We start from the raw sequence: 23,598 nt of genomic DNA on the forward strand, positions 1-23,598 counted from the left end.
CCGCGGATTCATAACGCGCCCTCTTCCATATCCGCGGTTCTCGCGCTTTCCGCTTGCAGCGCCGACGCCACATCCGCCAGAACGGGATGGGCAAACAAATGACGAAGCGACAGGGCCACGCCATGGCGGCGGCGAACGATTTCGCTGAACCGGGTCGCCAACAGGCTGTCCCCGCCCAGCTCGAAGAAGCTGTGCTGCCGTTGTGGCGCATTAATCTCCAGCAACTCCGCCCACAGTTCCGCCACCCGCGTTTCCCATTCACCCCGCGGCGGTCCGGTTTGCTCCGCCTCGTCGCCGGACTGCGCGAAGTGCGCGGCCAGCGCGGCACGGTCCACCTTGCCGTTGGCGGTCAACGGCAGCGCCGCCAGGACATCGATGCGTTCGGGGATCATGGGTGGCGGCAGCAGCCCCGCCAGATGCGACCGCAACCGCTCGGCATCGGGGTGTTCGCCCGGCGCCACGACGGCGGCGACCAGTTTCATGGCCGAAGCCGGACCACGCCGCAGCAAAGCCACGGCACGCTCGACACCGGCAAACGCGGCCAGCGCCGCTTCGACTTCGCCCAGCTCGATGCGGTGTCCGCGAATCTTCACCTGGCCATCGATGCGGCCGAGGAACTCCAGCAAACCGCCTGGCCGATAGCGCGCCCGGTCGCCGGTGCGATACCAGCGGCCGTCCCGCCGCGCCTCCCCGGTTTCGACCCTTACGAAGCGGTCGGCACTGCGTTCCGGGTCGGCCCGGTAACCCAGCGCCAGGCCGTCGCCGCCGATCCACAATTCGCCGGCGACCCAGTCCGGACAGTCGCGCCCCTCGCCATCGACCACCCGGAAACGCTGATTGGTCAACGGCCATCCGTAGGGGATCGAACACCAGTCCGGCGCCAATTCTTGCAGCGGATAAAAGTTCGACCAGATCGACGCCTCGGTGGCGCCGCCCAGCGCCACGAAACGGCACCCCGGGCAGCATTCAGCCACCCGTGCCGGCAGATCCAGCGCGATCCAGTCGCCGGAGGCGAGCGCCAGCCGCAACGATCCCGGCGGCTCCGCCGGATCACTGACGGCCATCAGCATCTCCAGCAGCGCCGGGGCACTGTTCCAGATGGTGGCGCCGTATCGCCGCATCAGGGCATGCCAGTCCCGTGCCTCGCGGCGCCCCTGCTCGTCGACGAGAATCAAGGCACCGCCGGCACCCAGCAGCCCGAAGATGTCGTACACCGACAGGTCGAAATCCAGAGCGGACACGGCCAGGACCCGGTCGTCCGGCCCCACGTCGAAACGGCGATTGATGTCGAGCACCGTGTTCAAAGCGGCACGATGAGTGATCTCCACGCCCTTGGGTTCACCGGTGGAGCCGGAGGTGAAGATCACATAGGCCAGCTGGTCGGCGTCCACCGGCAGCGGCCCGGACAGCGGCGCCATGGACCGGGCATCCTCCAGGAAACAGGGCGTTACTGATTCGGGCCAGTTGTACTCCGAAGCCGTCACCACCCACCGCACCGCGGCGCGCTTCAATACCCGGTCGCGCCGCGCCGGCGGCTGCTCCATGCCGAGCGGCAGATAAGCGGCGCCGGCGGCCAGCACCCCCAGAACCGCGGCGATCTGATCCGGCCCCTTGGGCAATTGCACCGCCACCACGCCCCCCGGCGACACGCCGGCCCGTTGCAGTCGCGCGGCGATCCGCAAGGCGTGGTCCGCCAGCTCGCCATGGCTTCGTGTGCCGTTCTGGCCCCAGTACAGGGCAACCCGCTCGCCGTGGTCTCGGGCGTGCTGAAAGAAGGCTTGGTGAAGAGTGTCGCTTGGTAACGGCGCCCGGGTGTCGTTGATCTGATCGCGCACTGCGCGTTGCGACACAGGCATCACATCCGGCACCGGCGCTCGCCAGTCCATCCCGGCCAGCTCATCGAGCAAACGCATATAGGCCTGGAACATGTCGGTGATCAGGCCGTCGGGGAACAACGCTTCCACCACATCCCAGTTCAAGGCGATGCCGCCATCCGCTTCCACCACCTGATGATCGATCCAGACCTGGGGGGTCTGGGTGAGGCCCCAGACCTGCCGGCGGAACGGTCCCTCCTGCGGCGCGGCGGTGCCTCCCGGAACGCCCAGGGCGCTGGTGAACACCACCGGCATCGACGCCAAGCCTTCCCCGGAGTCACGGGCCAGTTCGCGCAGCAGTGTCACGCTGGACCAGGCACGATGATCCAGCGCCTCGCCCAGCGCTGTTTGCGTGCGGCGAAGACGTTCAAGCCATGAATCGCCGGGCTCCGGCCGGTAGCCCAGCAGAGTCAGGGAAGTGAAATCCCCCATCACCCGATGAATATCCGGGTGAACCTCCTGACGGTCGAACAAGGTCAGATTCAGGGTCAGCCGCGGCTGCGCGCTCCAGCGTCCCAGCACCTCGGCGAACGCGGTCAGCAGTAGTGCCGAGGGCGTCACCCCTTCGTTTTGCGCCCGCGCGGTCAGACGCGACCAGGTGTCCGCGTCCAACGTCCCCTGATGCCGGACGAAACGCGGCCGGTCAATGTCTTCCGGACGACGGGCCAGCGGCAGTTGCGGCGCCGGCGGCAATTGCGGCAGTTGCTTCAGCCAGAATGCCCGCGCCTGATCCCGCTCCTGTTCCGTGGGGGCACTGTTGAGCCGGTAATCGCGAAACGACAAGGACACCGGTGGCAGTTCGGTGTGCGGCTCCCGGTAGAGAAGATCCAGTTCCTGGTAGAACATCAGAATGCTCAAGGCATCCAGGATCAGGTTATCCAGACTGATCGCCAGGCGGGTTCGAGTCCCCGAACGGACCGCCCGAATATCGAACAGCGGCCACAGCGTGGGATCGAAGACCCGGTGCGCGGCCTCCTCCCGCAGCCGCTCACAGGCCGCGTCCCAATCGCCTTCCACCTCTTCCACCGGAATGGAAAAGCGTGCCACGTCCGGCAAGATTCGCTGGTGCCCCTGATCGTCGAACACCGCCCGCAACATCTCGTGACGGTCGATCAACCGGTTCAGCGCGTCCTGCAAACGCGCGACGTCCAGATCCTCCACGTCGTATTCCCGGTAAAAGTGGCAGCTCACCCCACCCAGCGGCAGCCCCGGGTCCCGCCCTATCCAATAGGCGCGTTGCACTTCGGTGGGCGGGAACGGCTGGTAGCGGTTTTCGATATCCGCGTGCCACTGTCGCCGTGAGACCGGGCCGTCACCGAGTTCCAGCGTGGCGGCAAACGCCGACAGCACCGGCTTCTCGAACAGCGCCGCCAGACGTACGCCGGTGAGTCCCTCTTCACTCAACCGGCGTATCATTCGGGTGGCCAACAGGGAATCGCCTCCCAGGGAAAAGAAATTCTGATCGCGCCCCACCCGGGGCAACTCGAGAAGACGGCACCAAACCTCGGCGACCCGGCGTTCCACCTCACCCTCGGGCTGCATCACGGCGGCGGGTTCACGCCGCCTTTCCTGCTCCTCGACACGGCGGGCCAGGGTTTTGCGGTCGATCTTGCCGTTGGCGGTGAGCGGCAGCGCCGCGCAGCCATAGAAACGCACCGGAATCATCACTGAAGGGAGGGTCGCTGCCAGATGATCACGCAATGATTCAAACACCGCCGGCAGAGCCCGTAGATCGACCCACGCCTGGTCACGGTCGCGCGGCGCGGCGGCCAGGGTCACCACCGCCACCAGCCCCGGCTTACCGACCACCGCCGCCGCCTGCCCCACGCCAGGCGCACCGGCCAGGGCCGCTTCCACCTCGCCCAGCTCGATGCGATGACCGCGCACCTTGATCTGATGATCCAGCCGCCCGAGAAACTCCACGTTGCCATCCGGCCGATAGCGAGCCTGATCACCGGTGCGGTACCAGCGCACCCCATCGCGTTCAACAAACCGGCTCGCTGTTTTGCGCGGATCGCCCCGGTATCCCCGGGCCACGCCCTCCCCGCCGATCCACAGTTCGCCGGCGACAAAATCGGGGCAATCGCGCCCCAGGGCATCCACCACCCGAAGGCGCACGTTCGCCAGGGGTGTGCCGTACGGCGCGGAGTGCCACCGGGGCCGGGTTTCCTTAACCTCAAAAAAGGTGGAATGAATGGCCGTTTCCGTGGTGCCGCCCAAAGCGATGAAACGGCAATCCGGGGCCTGGCGGGCCAGCCTGCCGGGCAGCTCGGGGGGAATCCGGTCGCCGCCCAGCAACACCGCTCTGAGTGTCATCGGTGTCTCGGCGTCCGCCGCGCTCAATATCATATCCAGCAGCGCCGGCACGCAATTGAGCACCGTGACCCGGTGACACCGCATCAGGCAATGCCAGGCCATGGCATCACGCCGCTCTTTCTCCGTCACGCACACCACGGCGGCGCCAACGGACAGCGCGGCGAACATATCGAACACCGACAGATCGAACTCAAGCGCGGACAGCGCCAGAATCCGGTCTTCGCCACACAGATCCAAACGATCAATCAGATCCTCGATGGTGTTCATGGCCGCCCGATGCGGCACCTCCACGCCCTTGGGCTCACCGGTGGAACCGGAGGTGTAGAGAATGTAGGCCAGATCCCGCTCACTGCCCGGCACCGGTACCGACAAGGGCGCCGACGCCTCGGGCAGCGCCTCCAGCGTCAGGCGCGCACCGGACGCACCGAGGATACGCCGGCGGCGGGCCTCGGGCTGGTCCACGCCGATCGGCAGATACGCCGCCCCGGCCGCCAGCACCCCGAGCACCGCGATGATCTGCTCGGGCCCTTTGGGCAACGACACCGCCACCACGTCATCCGGTTGCACGCCCTCGCCCACCAGATAGCCGGCCACGTTCATCGCCCGCCGTCGCAGTTCGCCATAGGACAACGTTTCGCGTTCTTCCCACAGCAGGGCGGGGGCATCCGGATTGGTGTCGGCGACGTGGAAGAAACCTTCGTGGAGCCGGCGGCCGGACAACGGTCGGGACACGCCATTGATGGAGGCCCGGCGCGCCAGCGCGCTGTCCGGCAACAAGGCGGGCACCGGCCGGCACCATGCGTCCGGGCAATCGATCAATGCCGACAGCAATCGCTCGTGGACCTCGAACAGGGCATCCAGAACGCCCGGCTCGAAAGCGTCCTCGCGCGCGTCCATATTCACCAGCAGGCCGTCGTCGAGTTCCGTCACCTGCGCGTCCAGCCATACCTGCGGGCCCTGTGAAATAATCCAGCTCGGTCGCCCGAGGCAGGTCTGCACCGTGTCGGAAAACAACGCCCCCAACCCCAGGGCGCTGGTGTACACCACCGGCGCCAATCGTTGTTCGCCATGATGACGTGACAGTTCCCGCAGCACGTCCACGCCGGCGAAGGTGCCGTGCTGGACGTCGGCGTGAAAACGGTCCTGCAGGGCGGTGGCGCGTTCGACAAAGGTGCCCGGCACGGAACCCTGCCATGCCAACAACACCGAGGAGGTGAAATCACCAACCAACAGGTCCACATCGGCGTGCAGCGGTTCCCGGTTGAACAGCGGCAGGTTGATCAGGAAATCCGGCTCGGCGCTCCAGGCGGTGAGCACTTCGGCGAACACCGCGGCCAACGCCATGGCCGGCGTCAGACCGTGCGCACGCGCCGTCGTCGTAAACGCCGCGACCCGCTCGGGAGGCAGCCAGCCGTGACGCCGGATCACGCGAGTCGCCTGTTGCGCTCTTCCCCCGCCCGCGATCGGCAAGCGTGGCGCCGCCGGCAGATCGGCGAGCCGGTCACGCCAATAGTCCCGGTCGCGATGCCATCTGGCACGACGCCCTTCCCCGGCCATGGCCGCGTCATGATCGGCCCGGTAACGGGGATAGCTGTAGCCGATGGGCGGCAACGCGTCACCGCGATACAGGCAGGCCAGATCCTGCAGCAGCACGCGCAAACTCAGGGCGTCCGCGGCGACCATGTCGAGATTGAAATGGATACGGGTGCCGTTCGCGCGCACGGCATCCGGCAACAAGGACAGCTGAACGTCGAAGACCTCTCCCGCCGCCAGATCCATGTGCCGGTGAGACAGCGACTGGCGTAGTCGTTCCAGCGCCTGTTCGGCGTCCTCCACCGGCATCGCTCGCAGGTCATGTACCTTCAGGCCGGGCCAGACACTGTCCGTGGCAATACACTGACGACCGTCATCGGTGAGACGCACCCGCAACATGCCATGACGCTCGATCAGCGCCTTAACCGCCCGTTCCAGCCGGTCGGCGTCCACGCCGGTGCCATCGAATTCGTTATAGAAATGAGCGGCAACGCCGCCAAGCTGCTGGTCGCCGGAGCGCCCGACCCAATACGCATGCTGCATCGGAGCCAGCTCGAAAGGCGCCTGTTCGTCCAGGTGCCGGCTCATCGTTTCCGGTGGCGATGTTTCCGCTTCATCGGTTCCTACATCGGCACCAAGCAGCGTGCACCAGGCGGACAGCCTGGGATTGGAAACCATGCGGGCAAAAGAAATGTCGTGCCCCTGCCGGCGCCACTCGCTGGCCAGGCGCATCATGGTGATCGAGTCGATCCCCATTTCGATGAGGTTGCCGTCGTCGCTGACGGAGGCAACGGGAAGTTCCAGCACCGCCGCGACACGCGCACGCACGTCGGGCACATCAGTGACGTCATCCATGGTTCACCGTCAGTCATGGGATCATTCGGAAATGCAAATGATATCCAACTACGGTATCGGCTCTACCCGAATCAGGATGACTTGAGCCCGGATCCGTTCACGATGGCGAAACCGGATTGCGTCACGTCACCGGCGTTTCAGCGCGGACGGCTTAACGCCGAATTCCTTATGAAACGCAGCGGCGAAATGACTGGCGTTGGTATACCCCAATTCCGCGGCCACCTGGAGCACCGACTGGCCGCCGGAACCCAGGCGACGACGCGCTTCATGCATCCGTTCACGCTGAAACAGGCCGTAAACGCTGCTATTGAACAGTTGCCGGAAACCGCGCTTGAGCTTGATCACACTCAAGTCCGAGGCCCGGGCCAGCTCTTCGATGGTCGGCGCCTGACTGAGATTCGCCAGTAAAAAGTCCCGCGCCCGGAGCAACTTTTCCCGGTCCGGGATCGACAGATCACAGGCACAGTGCGAACCGGGGTCGAGACTTTCCAGCAACAAACCGACAAACACCAGGCTGGTCCCGAACAACCACAACGGCCCCCGATTGCTGCCGTCGTCCGGGCACAGATCGGCGACCCGCAGCGCCTTGCTGAGTGCTTGAGCCGTCGCCTTCAGTTCCGCGTTACAGCGCAAGCAATGAGCAAAGCAGCGCCCCGAGTCGAACAGTCGTTGCAGCATGACGTCCGGCTCACCCACCCATTGATACAAACTGTCCGGGCGAATCATGACGATGACACTTTCAAAGTCCCCGTACTGACGAAAGCCACCGGCACGCCCCGGATTGTAGTTAATGCACCCGCCACCTTCGTGAACGGTATGAACATGATCCGGGTCACCGTCATCGAACCAGCTTTGGAAATGGCCGCGCAACGAGTAGGAGAAGTGAATCCGTTCACTGTCGTCCCGAACGTTCATGGTCACCGGTTCAGCGAAATTCCCCCGCCATACCGCCAGTTCCACCCCCTCCAGCAACGGCACCCGAAGCAACCGGCACCGCGAGAACGGCGCCAGCTCGATCACCGAGGTATCGGACAGCAACGCGAGCGCGGAGAGCTCTTTGCGTTCCAGGATCGATTGATACACGGACATACCGTCACTCCATTCCATGGCCATGGGAAAACCCGATTCGGGCATAAATGGAACCGATTCGGGCGGATTTACAAATGAGAACCATTATCTTTTATACGGTTTCGTTCTTCTTGTCGACTTCAAGGCCTTGCCACCCATCAAGGCTTCCTTTTTTGGGGACCCGCGTTATGGCGAATTCCACCGGCCTGGTCATCGAGGACCTGGCGAAAACCTATGGCAATGGCGTGCGTGCCCTGGACGGCGTCTCACTAGAGGTGGCCCCTGGAATGTACGGGCTGCTGGGCCCCAACGGCGCCGGCAAAAGCACGCTGATGCGCACCCTTGCCACTTTACAGGAGCCGGACCGTGGCCGTCTTTTCCTCGACGGCGAGGACGTTCTTGCCGCGCCGGACCATCTGCGTCAACGGCTTGGTTATCTGCCGCAGCAGATCGGTGCCTATGCCGGCGTTCCGGCCCGTGACCTGCTGGACCGTTTTGCCTGGCTGAAGGGCCGCCATCGCCGCTCGGAACGCCGGGACGAAGTGGAAAACCTGCTGGAGAAAGTCAACTTGCGGGAGGTGGCGCACCGCCCCGCCTCCACGTTTTCCGGCGGTATGTTGCGGCGTTTCGGCATTGCCCTGGCGCTGATCGGTTCGCCGCGTTTGTTGATCGTCGATGAGCCCACCGCCGGGCTGGATCCGGCGGAACGCAACCAGTTCCACCGGGTTCTGGCCGACACCGCCAGCAACACCGTGGTACTGCTGTCCACGCACATCGTCGAGGACGTGGAAAATCTGTGCGACCGTCTGGCCATTCTCGCCAATGGCCGATTGTTGGCCGAAGGCACGCCCGCCGCTCTGGCCCTCCCTTATCAGGGCGTGCTCTGGGAGGCGTCGTTCGAACGGGATGAGCCGGTGCCGAAAGAGGCGCTACGTGTCCTGCCCCGGCCCGGCGGCCGTCGTGTTATCTGTCATGCGGAACAGGCGCCGGATGACCGTTTCGTCGCCCGCCCGCCGCGTCTCGAGGACGTCTACTACCTGGCGCTGGAAAACGCCCGGCGGGAGGCGGCCGCGTGAACCCGATGCGTCTGATGTTTCATGAGGCCGCCGGCGAACTGCGCGCGGGCCTGCGCAGCGGCATTGTCTCGCTGGTGTTCGTGGGGCTGACGCTGTACCTGCTGATGTCCCTCACCAACGCCGAATACATGGAGAAGATGGGGGCCACGGATATTCCGCGCAACGCCCCCAGCCTGATCTATCTGATGGCCACCGGCTGCATGTTCTTCCTGTTCTTCGCCTGGGCCTGGGTGTTCGCCCAGCCTTTGCTTCGCGACCGCCACGCCAATCTTCATGAAGTGGTGCTCTCGGCGCCGATTTCCCTGCCCGCCCTGCTACTGGGACGTTTTCTCGGCGCCGCGCTGCTGGCCTCCCTGCTTGGTGCCTCGGTCATGGTCGGGTTTCTCTGCACGCCCATCCTTTCCTGGCTGGGCCTGGTGCCCGCCGACGCCATCGCGCCGCCCGCCTGGCGCGCCCTGGCATTCAGTTGGCTGTGGTTGGTGTTGCCGATCGCCTTCGGCGTCGGCGCCCTGTACTTCATGGTGACGCTGAAAACCCGTGGCGTGGCGGCGGCCTTCGCCCTGTCCGCGTTGCTCATGTTGCTGTGGATGGTGGCGGTGGTGGTATTGGAAGGCGGCCATATCAATCCCGTTCTCTCGGCCATCCTCGACCCCTCCCTGTTTACCTTCACCCATGCCCAGGTGGAAAGCTGGACGCCCGCTCAAAAAACCCAGGCTCTGTTGCCCGTCAATCAGGAGTTCCTGCTGAACCGGGGATTCTGGTGCGTGCTGCCGATGTCCGGCCTGGTGTGGATGGTCACCCGGGTACGCCGCGAGAGCCTGATCCGGGAAAATGCCCGGAAACCTTCCCGCAGGACAGCGCCCCCGCCCCCGGAGGCCGTGCGTCCACACACTCTGCCCGGACCGGTCTTCGCGTTTCGATGGTGGCGAACGGTCATCGCCGAAACCGGCTGGCGGCTACGCCGGACGGTACGCACGCGCGCCTTCCTGGTCGGCACGGTCCTGTTGGTGGCGGTGGGCGTGATGGCCGCGTTCGTGCACGTGATCTGGCACGCGGAGGGGCCGTTCCTGCCCCACCCGGATCGGTTGTTGCCGTTGCTGATGACGACGCTGTATCTGGTGATCGCCTTTCTGGTGGCGGCCAGTGCCGGGCTGATGTCACGCCAGGATGACGTGGAAGGGTTCAGGGATATGCTCGACGCGGCGCCGGTGCCGCCGTTCGTGCGCCTGTTCGCTCTGGCCCTGGCGCTACTGGCGGTGACCCTGATTCTGGCACTGCTTCCCGGCGTCTCCGCGTTGATCGTCACCGCTCTGGTATTGCCGGACAGCCTCGCTCCCGTCACCGTCCTGCTTTATCAGATCCTGGTGATGGCGCCGGCGCTGCTGGAACTGGCCATGCTGGCACTGCTGATTCACGCCCTGATACGGCGCCCCGGGCTGGCCTACGCCGCGTCCATGTTCGTGACCTTCGTACTGGTCCTCAATAACGAACTGGCGCTGGTCACCTACCCGCCTTACAAGCTCGGCATTGCCGCGCAGATTTCCCTTTCCAGCCTCGCCGGCTGGGCGCCCTGGCGCGATTACCTGCTGACCCTGGACGGCTACAAGCTGAGCGTCGCCCTGCTCTGCGTCGCGGTGGCGGGCCTGGTTCTGCCGCGTGGCCATCTGGGGCGGCTGCGTGAAATCGCCACCCGGCTGCCCGGCCCCATCGGCGGGACAGCTCTGGTCGCCCTGGCCGGGATCATCGGTGGCGGTGCTCTGCTGCACCAGAAGCTGGTTTTGGCGGGCAGCTACCGTACCGCCGAAAGTGAGCGCCAGGAGCAGGTCGACTGGGAACAGGACACCGCCGCCAGCGCCGGCGCCTTTACCGTGGAGGGCGGCGAGTTGACCCTGGAACTCAACGCTCATCGTCGCGAAGCTACTGGCCGCTGGTTGCTGAAAACCGTGCGGCCCGACACCGGTGTGCTCCACGCGGAACTGCCGCCGGGCTTTTCATTGTTGTCGTCACGGGTCGACGGCCAGGCGGTCCGGACCGATCAGGGCAACGATCATTTGACCCTGCCCCTGGACCACTGCGCCGCTGACGGCTGCGACGTGGCACTGACCTGGCGTGTGTCCTTTACCGCCTGGCCGGCGGACGCTTCCCCGCCGGCGCTGGCGGAGAGCGGCATCTGGCTGCGGGCCAGCCAGGTCGCCCCCCGGCTCGGCATCGATCCGGACCGGGCATTACGCGGCGCGAACGCCAGAACCCGCTACGGCCTGCCCGAGAATTACGCCGTGCCACCGGCCGAGGCCACCGCCTCCGTTGCCGGTATTGCTCCCGCCGGGCACTGGCGCTGGCGACTGAGCGCGGATCTCGAAGAGGGCGGACATTCCGAACAAGGCCAAAGCGCTGGAGCCCTTGATTTCAGTCTGTATTTACCGCATCGAGCCCGCGAACAGACGTTGGAGGGGCTGACCGTCATCAGTGACCCGGGGCGTACCGCCGCCGCGCGCGGCGTCGCCGACGATGTGCGACGGATGCAAGCCTGCGTGTCGCGCCGGCTGGGGAGCGATATCCAGGTCGATACCGTACAGCAGTGGCCGCGAGGACAGCGGGTCACTGGCTTCGCCCAGGGCGTGCTCAGGCTGGCGGAGGACCCGGATTGGGACGTGGCCGATCAAGGCGTGGGCCGCTGGCGGCGACAAGCCCACATCGCCACGGCCCTGGCCCGGCAACATCTGGTCGAGGCCGCCGAGTTGCGCCGCGGCCCCGGGGCCGCGTGGCTGAGCGAGGGCGTGGCCGGCGCCATCGGCCTGCTGTGCGTGGGCGACGCGGACGGCATGAACGCTCTGCGGGCGGTGGTCGAACGCCAGGCGCAAGACACCACTCAACGCCTCGCCAACAGTGATATTCCCATTACGTCGCTGCGTACCGCGCCCGGCCAAGGCTGGGTGTCCCTCTACGCGCCCCTGGCCAGCCTCGATTGGACGGCCCGGCAAAGCGCCTCCGACCTGACCGCCCTGCTCGCGGATATTCGCCAACAGGGGGACGTGGACCAGGCGCTGGCCGCACGACTGGGATCCGACACCACCCAGCACCTGCTCGGCCCGCCCCTGGCGTTCGGTCCTGACGGCGAACGCTGGCATTGGCGTGAAGGTGGCTGGCAGCCGCTGACCACCCCCGCCCGCTACCAAAGCCTGATACGCCACGATGGCCGGATCGTTTCAAAGCCAGGCCCCGCCGATGAGCCGGGTCTGTTACTCGACCGCTGGCCGGCGTATCCCCGGTTTCCACAACACCACGATAACAAATGACACCTCATCCACAGGAGACACCGATGTTAGAAAAAGGATTGCCCAAGACCGTGGGGAGCTTTGGCAAGGCCGGGAAGGCCGCGACGTTCTCCATGCTGTTTCTGTTTTCGCCTCTGGCCGCCGCGCAGGACGACAATAACCATGAACTGGACGCCATCACCGTGACCGCGCGTCAAAGCGAGGAGCGGGCCAAGGATGTGCCCTTCGCGATCAGTGTGGTCGACGGCGGCACGCTTACCGACCAACGGCTCGACAATGTGGAGGACGCCTTGCGCTCGGTGCCCGGCGTCAATATCAACTCCTCCGCCGGCGCCAACGATTCCAACGTCTATATTCGCGGGGTCGGGTCCCTGTATCAGATGAACATGGACGACAACTCGGTCGCCCTGATCATGGACGGCGTGACCCTGTCACCTCGCTCGATCTCCCTGGGCACTCTGGATGTGGAACGGGTGGAAGTGCTGAAAGGCCCCCAGGGCACACTGTTCGGCGGCAACGCCGAGGCCGGCGCCATCAATGTGGTCAGCCGCCGCCCCACCCGTCACCGGGAAGGGTATCTGCGATTGGAAGGCGGACAGGATGAGCAGTGGCTGCAGGAGGGGGTGATCAGCGGACCGCTCAGTGACCGGTTCAGCGGCCGCTTCGCCCTCCGCCATGCCGCGGCCGACAACTGGGTGAACAACAAACAAACCGGCGATCCACTGACCGATCAGGAGGATCTGGCTTTTCGCGGTAGCCTGCTCTGGGACAATCACGACGCCACCACCGCGCTGTTCATCGCCGAGCGGCAGAAAGTGGAAGGCCGTACCAGCGTGCTGGTGTTGCGGCCCTACGGCGACGACCCGGCCAACGATCTGACCCCGGGCTTGTTCGACGACAACGAGAAAACCATGGAGCGCTATTCCATGGAGATCAATCACGATCTGGCCAACAGCCGGATCACCTCGGTCACCGCGATGACGCGCATGGATCTCACCGACCCGGTGGTCTACGACCGCGACATCATGGAAGCCATGTACGGCACCCCCATGGTGGCCTGGTTGAACAAAGAAGCGGACGAGCACACCTACAGCCAGGATCTGCGTATCGGTTCCCTGCCTTCCAGCCCGGTGTTCTGGACCAGCGGGCTGAGCGTTGCCCGCTCCGAACGGGGCTATGACACCACCTACGATTCCCGTGACCCGTCCAGCGCCAAGTTTCGTGATTTCACCACCGAACAATACGGCCTCTACGGTGAGATCACCTGGCCCTTGCTCGACGATCTCAAATTGACGGCGGGGGCACGGCATTCCTGGGATCGCAAGGAATACGACGCGGTGTACCGTTCCAGCGCCGGGGCCGTGCGGGACCAGCGGGATCTGGACGACGACTTCACCACCGGCCGTCTGGCACTGACTTATGTGCTGACGCCGAGCACCAATCTCTACACCCAGATCGGGCGCGGCTATAACCCCGGCGGGTTCAACGATTACGCGTCGCAGAGAGCGGATAGCGAACCTTACGACGCCGCCACCGCCCACTCCTGGGAACTCGGCTTCAAGACCGAAACAGACAGGCTGATGCTCAACGGCAGCGTCTTCCTGACCCGGGTCAAGGACGCGCACCTGATCGATTATGACGTCCTCACCTGGGCCTCGCGGGCGGTCAACGCCGACACCCGCAGCCGCGGCGCCGAACTGGAAGGCCGTTACCGGCTCGGCGGCGGCTTGTCCCTGGCCGGTTCGGTCAGCTACATCGATGCCGAAATCACCGATGACGTTATCGGGATCAGCGGTGGCGACGTCCATTCCGGCAATCAGGTGCCGGACGTCTCCGAATGGAGCGGGTATGCCGCGATCCATTACGACCGGCCGCTGCCGGATAACTTCATCGGCCTGTACGCACCGGCCCTGAACGCCCGGATCAGCTATCAGTATGTGGGCGAACGCCCCGCCGACCCGCAAAACCACTTTGATCTGGATGACTACGGCATGCTCGACGCGCGCCTGGGCATCGCCAGTGGCGCGGTGGAACTCTATTTGTGGGGGGAAAACCTGCTGGACGAAACCTATGATCTCTACGGGTACTACGAATCCAGCACCGTAACGTACGGCGCCCCCGGCCGGGGACGCACCGTTGGCGCGGGCTTGAGCTACTACTTCTGACGATCCGGCCTCGCCGCCGTGCGCTCGGCGGCGAGGCCCCCCGCCGCTCGCATTTTATATTTTTGCGCCAATCTTTTAATGTTACGTTATAACGTATTTGGAGCTATCAGACATGTTTCCCTTACGTCGTCATCCTACGGTCGTCGCCCTGCTGATGGGGCTTGCCCTGCCCCCCTTGTCGTCACACGCCGACACTCGGAAGGACGGTGCTGAATCCGTTGCCCCTCACGAGCTGGAAAGCGTCACGGTTACCGCCCGTCGCGGCGAGGAACAGGCCAAGGAGGTCCCCTTCGGCCTCAGTGTGATCGACGCCGAGACATTGGAGTCCAAAGGAAACGCCGACCTGGAAACGGTCCTGAGGGATACCGCCGGCGTCAACATCAGTTCGTCCGGCCCCTATGACGCCAATGTGCTGATCCGTGGCGTGGGGTCGCTCAATCAGATCAGCCAGGAGGACGGTTCCGTGGTGCTGAATGTGGACGGCGTCGCGCTGTCCGCCCGTCAGATTTCCCTGGCGACCCTGGATATGGAACGGGTAGAAGTGCTGAAAGGACCACAGGGCACCCTGTTCGGCCGCAATAGCGAGGCCGGCGCGATCAATGTGGTTAGCCGCAGACCCACCGATTATCGTGAGGGTTATCTGCGCGGGGAGTACGGCCAGGACAACCAATACCGCCTTGAAGGCGCGCTCAGTGGTCCGCTCGGTGAACGGCTCAGCGGTCGTCTGGCGGTGCGGCAAAGCGGGGAGGACCACTGGGTGGAAAACGTCAACGACGGCGATCCCATATCCCAGCCCCGTTCCCTGGCGTTTCGTGGCAGCCTGCTCTGGGATGTGGGTGAGCGCACGTCCATGTTATTCATCGCCGAACGGCAGCGCATACGGCACGATGCCAGCGTCCAGGTGCTTTACCCGTTCGGCGATCCCCCCGGGATCGACATGACGTCGGGGCGCTTCGATGATAACCAGAACACCGTGGAACGCTATTCCGCCGAGGTCCAACACGACTTCGCCGGCAGCCGCCTTACTTCCACCACCGCTCTGGTTCGAACCGACATGAGCCTGGTCACCGGCTATGGGCGCCGCATCTCCGAAATACTTTATGGCGCTCCCATGGAGTTCATGAAAGAGGACGACTCCGACCAGCGTGTGGTCAGTCAGGACCTGAATTTGTCCTCACTGCCCGGTGCCCGGGTGTTCTGGGTTGCCGGTCTCTATGCTTCCGATTCCCGTCGCAATTTCGATTCGTTCTTCGAAACCACCGGCAACCGGCAGAACCGTGACTACGACACCCGCAGTTCCGCCCTCTATGGCGAAGCGACCTATCCCCTCACCGATCGCCTGGACTGGACCTTCGGCCTGCGCCACACCTGGGACCGGAAAACCTACGAAGCGGATTACTTCAGTGGCTCGTGGCAACATGACAAGCGCGACCTGGACGATGACTACACCACCGGACGCACTGGCCTGTCCTTTGCCGTCATACCAGACCTGAACCTGTATGCCATGTTGGCGCGGGGCTACAAATCCGGACTGTTCAGCGACTACGCCACCCAGGTCGAGGACAGCAAGCCCACCGATGCCGCCAAGGTGAACAGCCTGGAAATCGGCTTCAAGCTGGAACCGGCGCACCAGCGCTACGCGATTAATGGCGCGGTGTTCATCAGCCGCGTCAAGGACGACCATTTGCTGGGCTACGATGCCGCCACCCAGGCCACCAGCGCGATCAACGCGGACACCCGCAGCCAAGGCGCGGAGCTGGAAGGCACCCTGGCGCTGACCCCGGCCCTGGCACTGTCCGCCTCGGTGACGTACATCGACGCGGAAATCACCAGCGATGCCCCCGGTGTGCAGGGCGGAGACGTGGCGTCCGGCAACCGGGTTCCCCAGGCCGCGCGGTGGAGTGGCGATCTGGCGCTCACCTACCAGCGCGAACTGCCGGAATTCCTGGGCCTGCCCTATCCGATGCTGAAAGCCCGCGCGGGTTACCATCATGTGGGCACGCGCCCCGCCGATCCACAGAATCATTTCGACCTGGATCACTATGATCTGGTGGACACACGGGTGACGTTACTAACCGGGAACGCCGAGTTTTATGTCTATGGCGACAACCTGCTCAATGAACGCTACGAGCTGTCCGGCTATCAACTGGCCCCGGGCGTGCGCACCGGGGCCATGCACCGCGGCCGTATCATCGGCGTTGGTGCCGGTTACTACTTCTAGCAGCGCCTTCCAGCCAATCGGTATCAACCCTGCGTCAAGGATCGCCAGCCCGCTCAAGCGCGAGCTCGAGCGGGCTCCGGCGGCAACTTCCCGCCCGGGAATGCCAGCCTCAGGTTGTTCAGCCAAGTGGTCCCGAACTGCCGCCATAGCGGCGCGGTGTTGTACGGCAGACCGTACCGCGCCGCCAGCGCTTTCACCCGTGGCGCCACTTCCGGATAGCGGTTGCTGCACAAATCCGGAAACAGATGGTGCTCGATCTGATGGCTGAGATTGCCGGACATCACGTGGAAAAACGGGCCGCCGGTGATGTTGGCGGAACCGAGCAACTGGCGGATGTACCACTGGCCACGGGATTCGCCTTCCACCTGCTCCTCGGTGAAGTTGTAGACGTCGGCGGGGAAATGCCCGCAGAAGATGATCACGAACGCCCAGATGTTGCGGATGATATTGGCGACGGCATTGGCCCCGGCCACCAACAGAAACACCGTCAGCGGTGCCCCCGGCACGTAAAGGGAAATCGGGATCGACACCAGGGCGGCGAGGCCGGGCCACATGATGTAATCCTTGCGCACCTGGCCCCAGATTTTCCGGCCGATGTGCTTCATCAGCGGCAGGATTTCCCGGTGCTTTTTCTTGCGCTCCATGACGTCGACGATCGCCTGCTCGTGCAATGCCACGCCTTCCTCGAACAGCAGCATCAACAGCACGAAATAAATAGGCTGCAGCAGATAAGCCGGCTTCCAGGGCTGCAGGGGTGTCACGCGCATGATGCCATACCCCACGTCCAGGTCTTTCTCCAGCACATTGGTCCAGGTGTGGTGCACCACATTGTGCGAATGCATCCAGCGATCGGAGGGGCTCATGGTGTCCCACTCCCAGGTGTTGGACTGGATCTCCGGATCTTTCATCCAGTCCCACTGGGCATGCAGCACGTTGTGGGCGATCTCCATGTTTTCAAGGATCTTGGCGACGCCCAGCATAATCACGCCAAGCGCCATGACGATCAGCGTGGCGCCCCAACCGGCCAGGGCGTGGGGCCAGGCCGGCAACAGCAACAGACTGGCATAGATAGTCAGCCGGCCAATCAGCGCCAGACTGCGTTGAATGCGGATCAGACGCAGGATATAACGCCGATCCCTCTCCCCCCGGGACTCCAGGGTTTCGTAATAGATGGCATCCATTTCACGCCCGAACTCGTCGATCTGTTCTTCGGTGAGGTCCACCGGCAAGCCTCGTCGTGTCGTCATACCTGGCTCCCTAGATATCCAATTCACAGTCACCGGCGGCCGCGCAGACGCATATCTGCACCATCGCCCCCGGTTCATTGATGAAGTCACCGCTGCGCAGATCGCGAACGCAGCCGGATTTCAGCGTGGTGTTGCAGGTGTGGCAAATTCCCATACGGCAACCGTGGGCCGGGTTGAGCCCAGCGTCCTCGGCGACACTCAGTAAATTGGCCTGGCCGTCGGCATTGACCTCGATATTGTTTTGCGTGAAACGCACCAGGCCGCCTTCGGCATTGTCCGGGATAGGCGCGAAGTCGGCGCGGAAACGTTCGATATGCAACCGTTGCGACAGGCCGGCTTCCGCCCAGGTTTCTTCCAGCACGGCCAACAGGCCCGGCGGACCGCAAGCGTAACAATCCCGTTCACGCCATCCCGGGCAGAACCGCTCCAACGCTTCGCGGCTGAAGTAAGCCATGTTGCCGGCTTGCTTTCGGGTATGTATTTCGTGCAGACGGTAATGGCACTGTTCGGCGCTCAACTCGCGCAGTGCCTTACCAAAGATGGTGTCGAACTCGTGGGGTGCGTAGTGAATGTGCACCGTGTCCGGCAGACGCTGCTGTAATACCAGGCTGCGCAACATACTCATTATCGGTGTGATGCCGCTGCCGGCGGTAATGAACAACGGCTGGATCGGCGAAGCGTCCGGCAGATAGAAATCCCCCTGAGGCAACCCCACCGGAACGTAATCCCCCACCTTCAGATGACGCACAATGTGGTGCGACAAACGGCCACCGTCGATCTTCTTGACGGTGATGGTGAAGCAACCATCGTCCCGTTCCGGTGGTGAGGAAATCGTGTACGTGCGGGTATAGTGCCGCCCGTCCACCGGAATGCCCACGCGAACATGCTGACCGGGGCGGTGTAACCGCCAGTTGGCCCCGGGCTTCAGTGTGATGGTGCGGGCGTCCCTGGTCTCATCCCAAACGGCCACCACCCGGGCATGCATGCGATGGGTGGTCCATAGCGGGTTCACCAGCTCCACATAATGAGAGGTTCGCAATGGGTAGGCGAACAGGTCAGTGAGGGTCGCCAACCCGGCCAGCCAGCCCTTGCCGGGCCTATGTTCGGGTTCCTGGGTGGTCATGCCTGGGCTCCTTTTACCTCAAATGTGTACACTTGTGCACTCTATAGTGAGGTAATCCCCTTGGAAAGAGGCAATTTTATGCAAATGCCAAAACCGGACGCCCTGAACATCCTGTGAAAACGGATGGTGAGGCGCCCCGGCGAACCGCGGGATTCCGAGACCGCAAAGGCCCAGCGTGCCTGACCAAGGGCAATGACCTTAAAGGATGAGCGATACCGGCACGAGAAGCGCTGTCCATTCCCTACCTAATATTTGTCAATAACGGCACTTCCTTGGGAGTGAAGAGAATTAATATTGATCCAACCCGATCGTCTAAAAACATAGGGCTGGTGACAACCTTGGCTTTTTGCTCCGCGGCACTGGCGGTCAGCGCGACCGCCCAGGCGCAAAGCCAACGAAACTCAACGCCAGTGGGCCACAATGGATTTTCCTGCACCTACGCGCAGTTGGCCTATGATCGCTGGGGTTTGGAGTGCGGCGAGCATTGCGACCTGGATCTCGACGTGGTTTCCATTGAAGGTAGCCACGGTCTAAATCGCCATCCTCACTGGCTTGGCGGCACCATCCGCCCCTCCCTGGCAGTCCGCTTCAACCCCGATTCCCTTGATTCGAGTATCAGTGATACGACCTGGACGCCGATGATGATCCGTGTCAGGCGGCGCTCTCTCCGCGCTTTTTGTAACGGCGCTGCCAGTCGTTCAGATCGTCGGTGAGTGCCGCTTCCAAAGCCTGTGCCGGTGCTCTTGTGGCCGCCAGCGCATCGCGTTGCTCGCGGTATACCGAGGATAAGGCTTCCGTGGGGATGTCGTTCCCTTCATCGTTCATCCGCCGCCGCAACGCCGAAAAGAGCGCCGGCTCCGGAGTCCGCGTCAGTAAACGCTCCCGGTCGGTATCCTCGATGGCGTGTTCCTCGGCCCAGAACATCACCGCGTCCCGCCAGACCGCGGAGTACGGAGCGTGCTCGAAAGTGAAGCGCCGATCCGCTTGCGGACGCCCCAGCACATCCGGGTTGCGTGCCACGGAGAAGGCCGGAATCCAGTCGTCTCCGGACGCATAAAAGGCGGCGGTGAGGCCATGAACACCCAGGCCGCGTCCCGGCCGTGTGTCGGGGTGATCGCTGGTCACGAATCGCTGATAGTGCCGTTCCCGTTTCTCGATTTTCCATTCCAGGTCCATCCCCACGGCGCTTAACCACTGGTATTGGACCCATAGGTTGGATTTCTCCTGGGATGACGCTGTCCGGGTGGAGAACGTCGCTTTTCTGGTATGACCGTCGATACGGGCCGTCACCAGGAACCCGACGAAACCGCGCGGGTGTTCGCCTGGGGCAAAATACTCAATCATTGACGTGATGGTCCTCGTTTCGCCGCCCACCGGGATCACACCGGCCCTGGCGACAGATTGACGATTCAACCGCGTCCCAGCGAATCAAACCTCCTTTACCGTAAACGGTAGTGTAGTGCATCTTTGGCCATTTTTACGTTCCTTTTGCTGCCCCGTTTACGTTTTTACACGCTTTTTTCACATCAAATGGAACCGAACCCAGCGGCCGGTCACGGCGTGCCGCCGTACGTCCAGGCTCGCAACAGCGCCTCAAGAGGGCCGCGTTCAAACCGTTTCGCCAGGACACTGACAATCGCCATCGACATCACCGCCACCGCGATGGCGACGAAGAACAGCGCGCCCTGCCCCATCGTCCCGAACAGCCCCAGTCCGTAGCCGCCGAACACGGCACCGGCGAGAATACCTTGCAGCACATACACTGAAAGCGAGTTACGCCCCGCCCTCATCAACCAGTCTGGCAGCGTGTACCGCTCGGTCAGCTTCAGCAGCAGTCCCAGATAAGCGGCGGAAAGCAGTGGAGCACCAAGCACCAGGACGACCAGGCCGGCCAGCGAGTGCAGGCCCCGCTCAGGGGGAATCATCCAACTCATGGCGGCGGCGTAGTAGAGATTGAAGGTAACGCCGAAGAAAATCAGCCAGGGCAGCCCTTTGTTCAGGGAGACACGCCCCCGGTTCAACGGCGTTTCAAAGAAGCCGCTCTTGGCCGCGGCAAGACCGGAAGCAAAGGCCGCGAACGCCAACGGTCCCTGGAACAGCAACAGAAACGCAAATGTCCCTGGCCAATCAAGCCAGCGGGTCCGAGTCGCCTCCCAATATCCCCCACCCAATGTCGTGCCCGAGGACAATGTGTCCGGCAGCAATATTCCCAGAGAGGTCAACGACACCACGCCCAGCGGCACCATGGTCAGCGCGATGCGTATCAGCGTGGCCGGGTCGCGCTGACGCAGAGGCCAGATCACCAGGCCCAGCAAAACGTAGAGCAACAGGATATCCCCATTGAAAACCAAGACCGCGTGAAGTACGCCAAGTACCGCCAGGCCCGACAAGCGCCGGGCGTAGCGACGATTGAAGGAGACGCCCTTTTTTTGAGCGGATTGCGCTTGCTGATGCAGGGACCAGCCGAACAAGAAAGAAAACAGCAAGAAAAATTTCGCCTGAAAGAGCCCCTCCACCAGAAAGGCCGCCACCTGATCCAAGGCGGCTGACGGCGGGACCAGACTGGCTTCCACCGGCAACGCCATGAACGGCACGTTGACGATGCAGATGCCCATCAACGCGGTCACGCGTACCGCGTCCGGATGGGGATTACGTCCGGATGACCGGTGTCCTGAGGATGGCATGGATGTGGGCTGTGGTTGTGAAAACACGATTAGGGTCTCGATTTTGAGCGATTGTTCAATTAATATTGAGCGTATGTTCAACTCTGTCAAGACGGGAGAGAAAAATGAGCACCCGAAAATCCCGGGAACGTCAGGCGACGTTGATTGACGCGACCATCGAGGTACTCGTCGAAAGTGGGCTGACGGCCGCGACGACACGGGCGGTCACTCAGAGGGCCGGTGTCGGCACCGGGCTGCTCAATCACTACTTTCGCTGGCCCGAGTTGCGTGCCGCGGCCTGGCAAGCCCTGTTCGAGGAAGTGGCCAAGGATCAATTCGAACAGGAGCAGACAGCACAAATCGTCATGGAACGTTACTTCCGAGAGGCCTTTGTCGAGGCCGCTCGTCCCTATTGGCGGCTGTGGATCGAAGCCACCGAACTGGCGGCGAGCGACAAGCCGATGAGAAACGCTTTGAAGTCCATCCAGGCGCGTATGCAGGACGGCTTGGCCAGGGTGCTCAGCGACGGCTGTGAGTCCGGCTCATGGCGACTGCCGGATCCCGAGGCAAGCGCGCTTCGACTGGGTGCTCTTTACGATGGCCTGGCCGGGCTGTTGATCTCTGGTATCAGCCCGGTAAGCCCCGATTCGGCGGAAAAGCACTTGCGCAAGGCGTTCGCTCTGGAATGTGGTGCAGAGCAGTGAAAGGGATTCGACCGTGGGGAGAACGAGAATGACCAGGATGGGAAAAGTGCTTTGGGCCGCGTATATGGGAATGTGCTCCGCCTCCGTCGCGGCGGCGGAACGGGACAGCGTGCGTTACTCGGTACTCTCCGACGACAAATACCTCGGTGAGATTGTTCATTTGGAAGAACGGTCCGGTACAGAGAACAGCAAGGATAAAGTGATCTCGGTCAGTGGCGACCTGTCCCTCTCCGGATGGTGGGGAAGCTGGTCACGCAAGTATCAGATACGAAGTCGCCTGCGGAATCACAAACCTGTCAGTCTGGATATGAAGCTCTTCAAAAACGGGAAGGGATTCTATATTCACGGGGAAGAATATGAAGGGCAGTTGTGGGTGACCGCGTCCGAAGTCAAGAGCGGCCGGCAAAGAGAGGATGAGCAGGTCGTCGACGTATCGTTCTCCATCTTGACCGAGTTCTTCCCTGAGCTGGGCTTCCTCTCCGTGTTCGGCGGCGAGGACTCGGATCAGGGCATCATGGTGCCGTTGACCAGCTTCGACGTGGTCGATGAAGCCTTGCCGGATTACATTCACGATCACGATTACCGGTTCAATGAGACCGCCGTAAGAGTTTTTGAACCCGAGAACATGGAGATTCTGACTTACACCCTGACCGCCCGCGGCGAAAAATACATCGACCTCGCCGGCACACGCTACCGATGCCAGGAAGTGGAAATCCATAATCGGGATAAAAGCAGCGTGTATTGGATCGCGCGGAAAAATGGTCAGGCGCTTCTGGTTCAGGAGACCGGCACCGACAAAGAGGGCCACTATCAAGTCACGCTGATGGAATAGCCGCCCGCCTCCCCGCCGTTGGGGCCGGTTCATTTCTCCTTGAAGGATGGAAGAAACCACGGACCGTGCCCCGATTTCCAACAACTGACTCTGGCTTGCCCCGAATCAAGAGGCCTGTGCTCCGATCACGAACGGTGATGAACGTAATGCCGTTCCCGGCTTTCCTGGCGTGCTTTCACGTCGATGGAATACTCCGCCGTCGGCCTGGCCAGCAGCCGCTCGATACCGATCGGTTCGCCGCTTTCCAGGCAGTAACCATAGTCTCCGGTAGCCAGCCGCCGTAAGGCGCCATCCACTTTTTTCAGCAACCCGATGTTACGCTCAATGGTCCTCAACAGATAGCGCCGATCTTCCTCCGCACTGGCCAGGTCGAAGTCGTCCGGTTGCCGCTCATCGGACTGCAACGCCAGGCGGTAAGTGGCCAGATCCACTTCAATCTTCTCTCTCATCGCCAGCAAACGCTGCCGGAAGAACATCTGTTGGCGCCGGTTCATGTAGTCCCGTTTGGGCATCCGCCGCAGCGCCGCTTCCGTCGGCGGCTGGTCCATGGAAGACGTGGCGGTGGCATCAGACATGAGGCACTCCTGTTCAGGAAGGATGGTGTTGGTTTCTCAATTGTTATGATATAACATAATTTAAATTGAGA

At 63.0% G+C, this 23,598-nt stretch carries 13 protein-coding genes; 6 read left to right on the forward strand and 7 right to left on the reverse strand.

Features of this window, described 5'->3' with window-relative positions:
- Positions 1–8 precede the first annotated feature (8 nt).
- Entirely contained in the window at positions 9–6,578 is a 6,570-nt protein-coding gene (locus B5T_RS12430; RefSeq protein WP_014994857.1) for a non-ribosomal peptide synthetase, read from the reverse strand.
- 126 nt (positions 6,579–6,704) lie between these two features.
- The gene (locus tag B5T_RS12435; RefSeq protein ID WP_041717004.1) at positions 6,705–7,667 is read right to left on the reverse strand and encodes a helix-turn-helix domain-containing protein; all 963 of its coding nucleotides are present in this window, start codon (positions 7,665–7,667) and stop codon (positions 6,705–6,707) included.
- 167 nt (positions 7,668–7,834) lie between these two features.
- Between B5T_RS12435 and B5T_RS12440 the strand changes: the two genes are divergently transcribed.
- From B5T_RS12440 to B5T_RS12455, 4 genes are all read left to right on the forward strand, one after another.
- Positions 7,835–8,722, forward strand: a complete 888-nt coding sequence (locus B5T_RS12440; RefSeq protein ID WP_014994859.1) for an ABC transporter ATP-binding protein — start codon at positions 7,835–7,837, stop codon at positions 8,720–8,722.
- Between the two features lie 5 nt (positions 8,723–8,727).
- Positions 8,728–12,018: an ABC transporter permease gene (locus B5T_RS12445; protein WP_373287358.1), complete on the forward strand. Its 3,291-nt coding sequence runs from the start codon at positions 8,728–8,730 to the stop codon at positions 12,016–12,018.
- A gap of 23 nt (positions 12,019–12,041) precedes the next feature.
- Positions 12,042–14,162 (forward strand): TonB-dependent receptor, encoded by a 2,121-nt coding sequence (locus B5T_RS12450; RefSeq protein WP_014994861.1) that lies wholly within the window; start codon positions 12,042–12,044, stop codon positions 14,160–14,162.
- Positions 14,163–14,274: 112 nt separating this feature from the next.
- Positions 14,275–16,383, forward strand: a complete 2,109-nt coding sequence (locus B5T_RS12455; RefSeq protein ID WP_014994862.1) for a TonB-dependent receptor — start codon at positions 14,275–14,277, stop codon at positions 16,381–16,383.
- Positions 16,384–16,436: 53 nt separating this feature from the next.
- Here B5T_RS12455 and B5T_RS12460 read toward each other — a convergent pair whose 3' ends face one another.
- The 4 genes from B5T_RS12460 to B5T_RS12475 form a co-directional block, all read right to left on the reverse strand.
- The gene (locus B5T_RS12460) at positions 16,437–17,630 is read right to left on the reverse strand and encodes a fatty acid desaturase family protein (RefSeq protein ID WP_014994863.1); all 1,194 of its coding nucleotides are present in this window, start codon (positions 17,628–17,630) and stop codon (positions 16,437–16,439) included.
- 10 nt (positions 17,631–17,640) lie between these two features.
- A complete protein-coding gene (locus B5T_RS12465) occupies positions 17,641–18,753 on the reverse strand; it encodes a ferredoxin reductase (protein WP_014994864.1) in 1,113 nt (370 codons plus the stop codon).
- 651 nt (positions 18,754–19,404) lie between these two features.
- Positions 19,405–20,097 carry a hypothetical protein gene (locus B5T_RS12470; RefSeq protein ID WP_014994866.1) on the reverse strand — a complete coding sequence of 231 codons (693 nt, stop codon included), beginning with the start codon at positions 20,095–20,097 and terminating at the stop codon, positions 19,405–19,407.
- A 209-nt stretch (positions 20,098–20,306) separates the two neighbouring features.
- Positions 20,307–21,380 carry a DUF418 domain-containing protein gene (locus tag B5T_RS12475; RefSeq protein WP_014994867.1) on the reverse strand — a complete coding sequence of 358 codons (1,074 nt, stop codon included), beginning with the start codon at positions 21,378–21,380 and terminating at the stop codon, positions 20,307–20,309.
- Between the two features lie 161 nt (positions 21,381–21,541).
- Between B5T_RS12475 and B5T_RS12480 the strand changes: the two genes are divergently transcribed.
- On the forward strand, positions 21,542–22,120 hold the full coding sequence (locus tag B5T_RS12480; RefSeq protein WP_014994868.1) for a TetR/AcrR family transcriptional regulator: 579 nt from the start codon (positions 21,542–21,544) through the stop codon (positions 22,118–22,120).
- A gap of 28 nt (positions 22,121–22,148) precedes the next feature.
- A complete protein-coding gene (locus B5T_RS12485; RefSeq protein WP_148279262.1) occupies positions 22,149–22,952 on the forward strand; it encodes a hypothetical protein in 804 nt (267 codons plus the stop codon).
- Between the two features lie 125 nt (positions 22,953–23,077).
- Here B5T_RS12485 and B5T_RS12490 read toward each other — a convergent pair whose 3' ends face one another.
- Positions 23,078–23,527: a TraR/DksA family transcriptional regulator gene (locus B5T_RS12490; RefSeq protein WP_014994870.1), complete on the reverse strand. Its 450-nt coding sequence runs from the start codon at positions 23,525–23,527 to the stop codon at positions 23,078–23,080.
- Positions 23,528–23,598: the final 71 nt, after the last annotated feature.

It is taken from the genome of Alloalcanivorax dieselolei B5 (genome assembly GCF_000300005.1).
Lineage (GTDB): Bacteria > Pseudomonadota > Gammaproteobacteria > Pseudomonadales > Alcanivoracaceae > Alloalcanivorax > Alloalcanivorax dieselolei.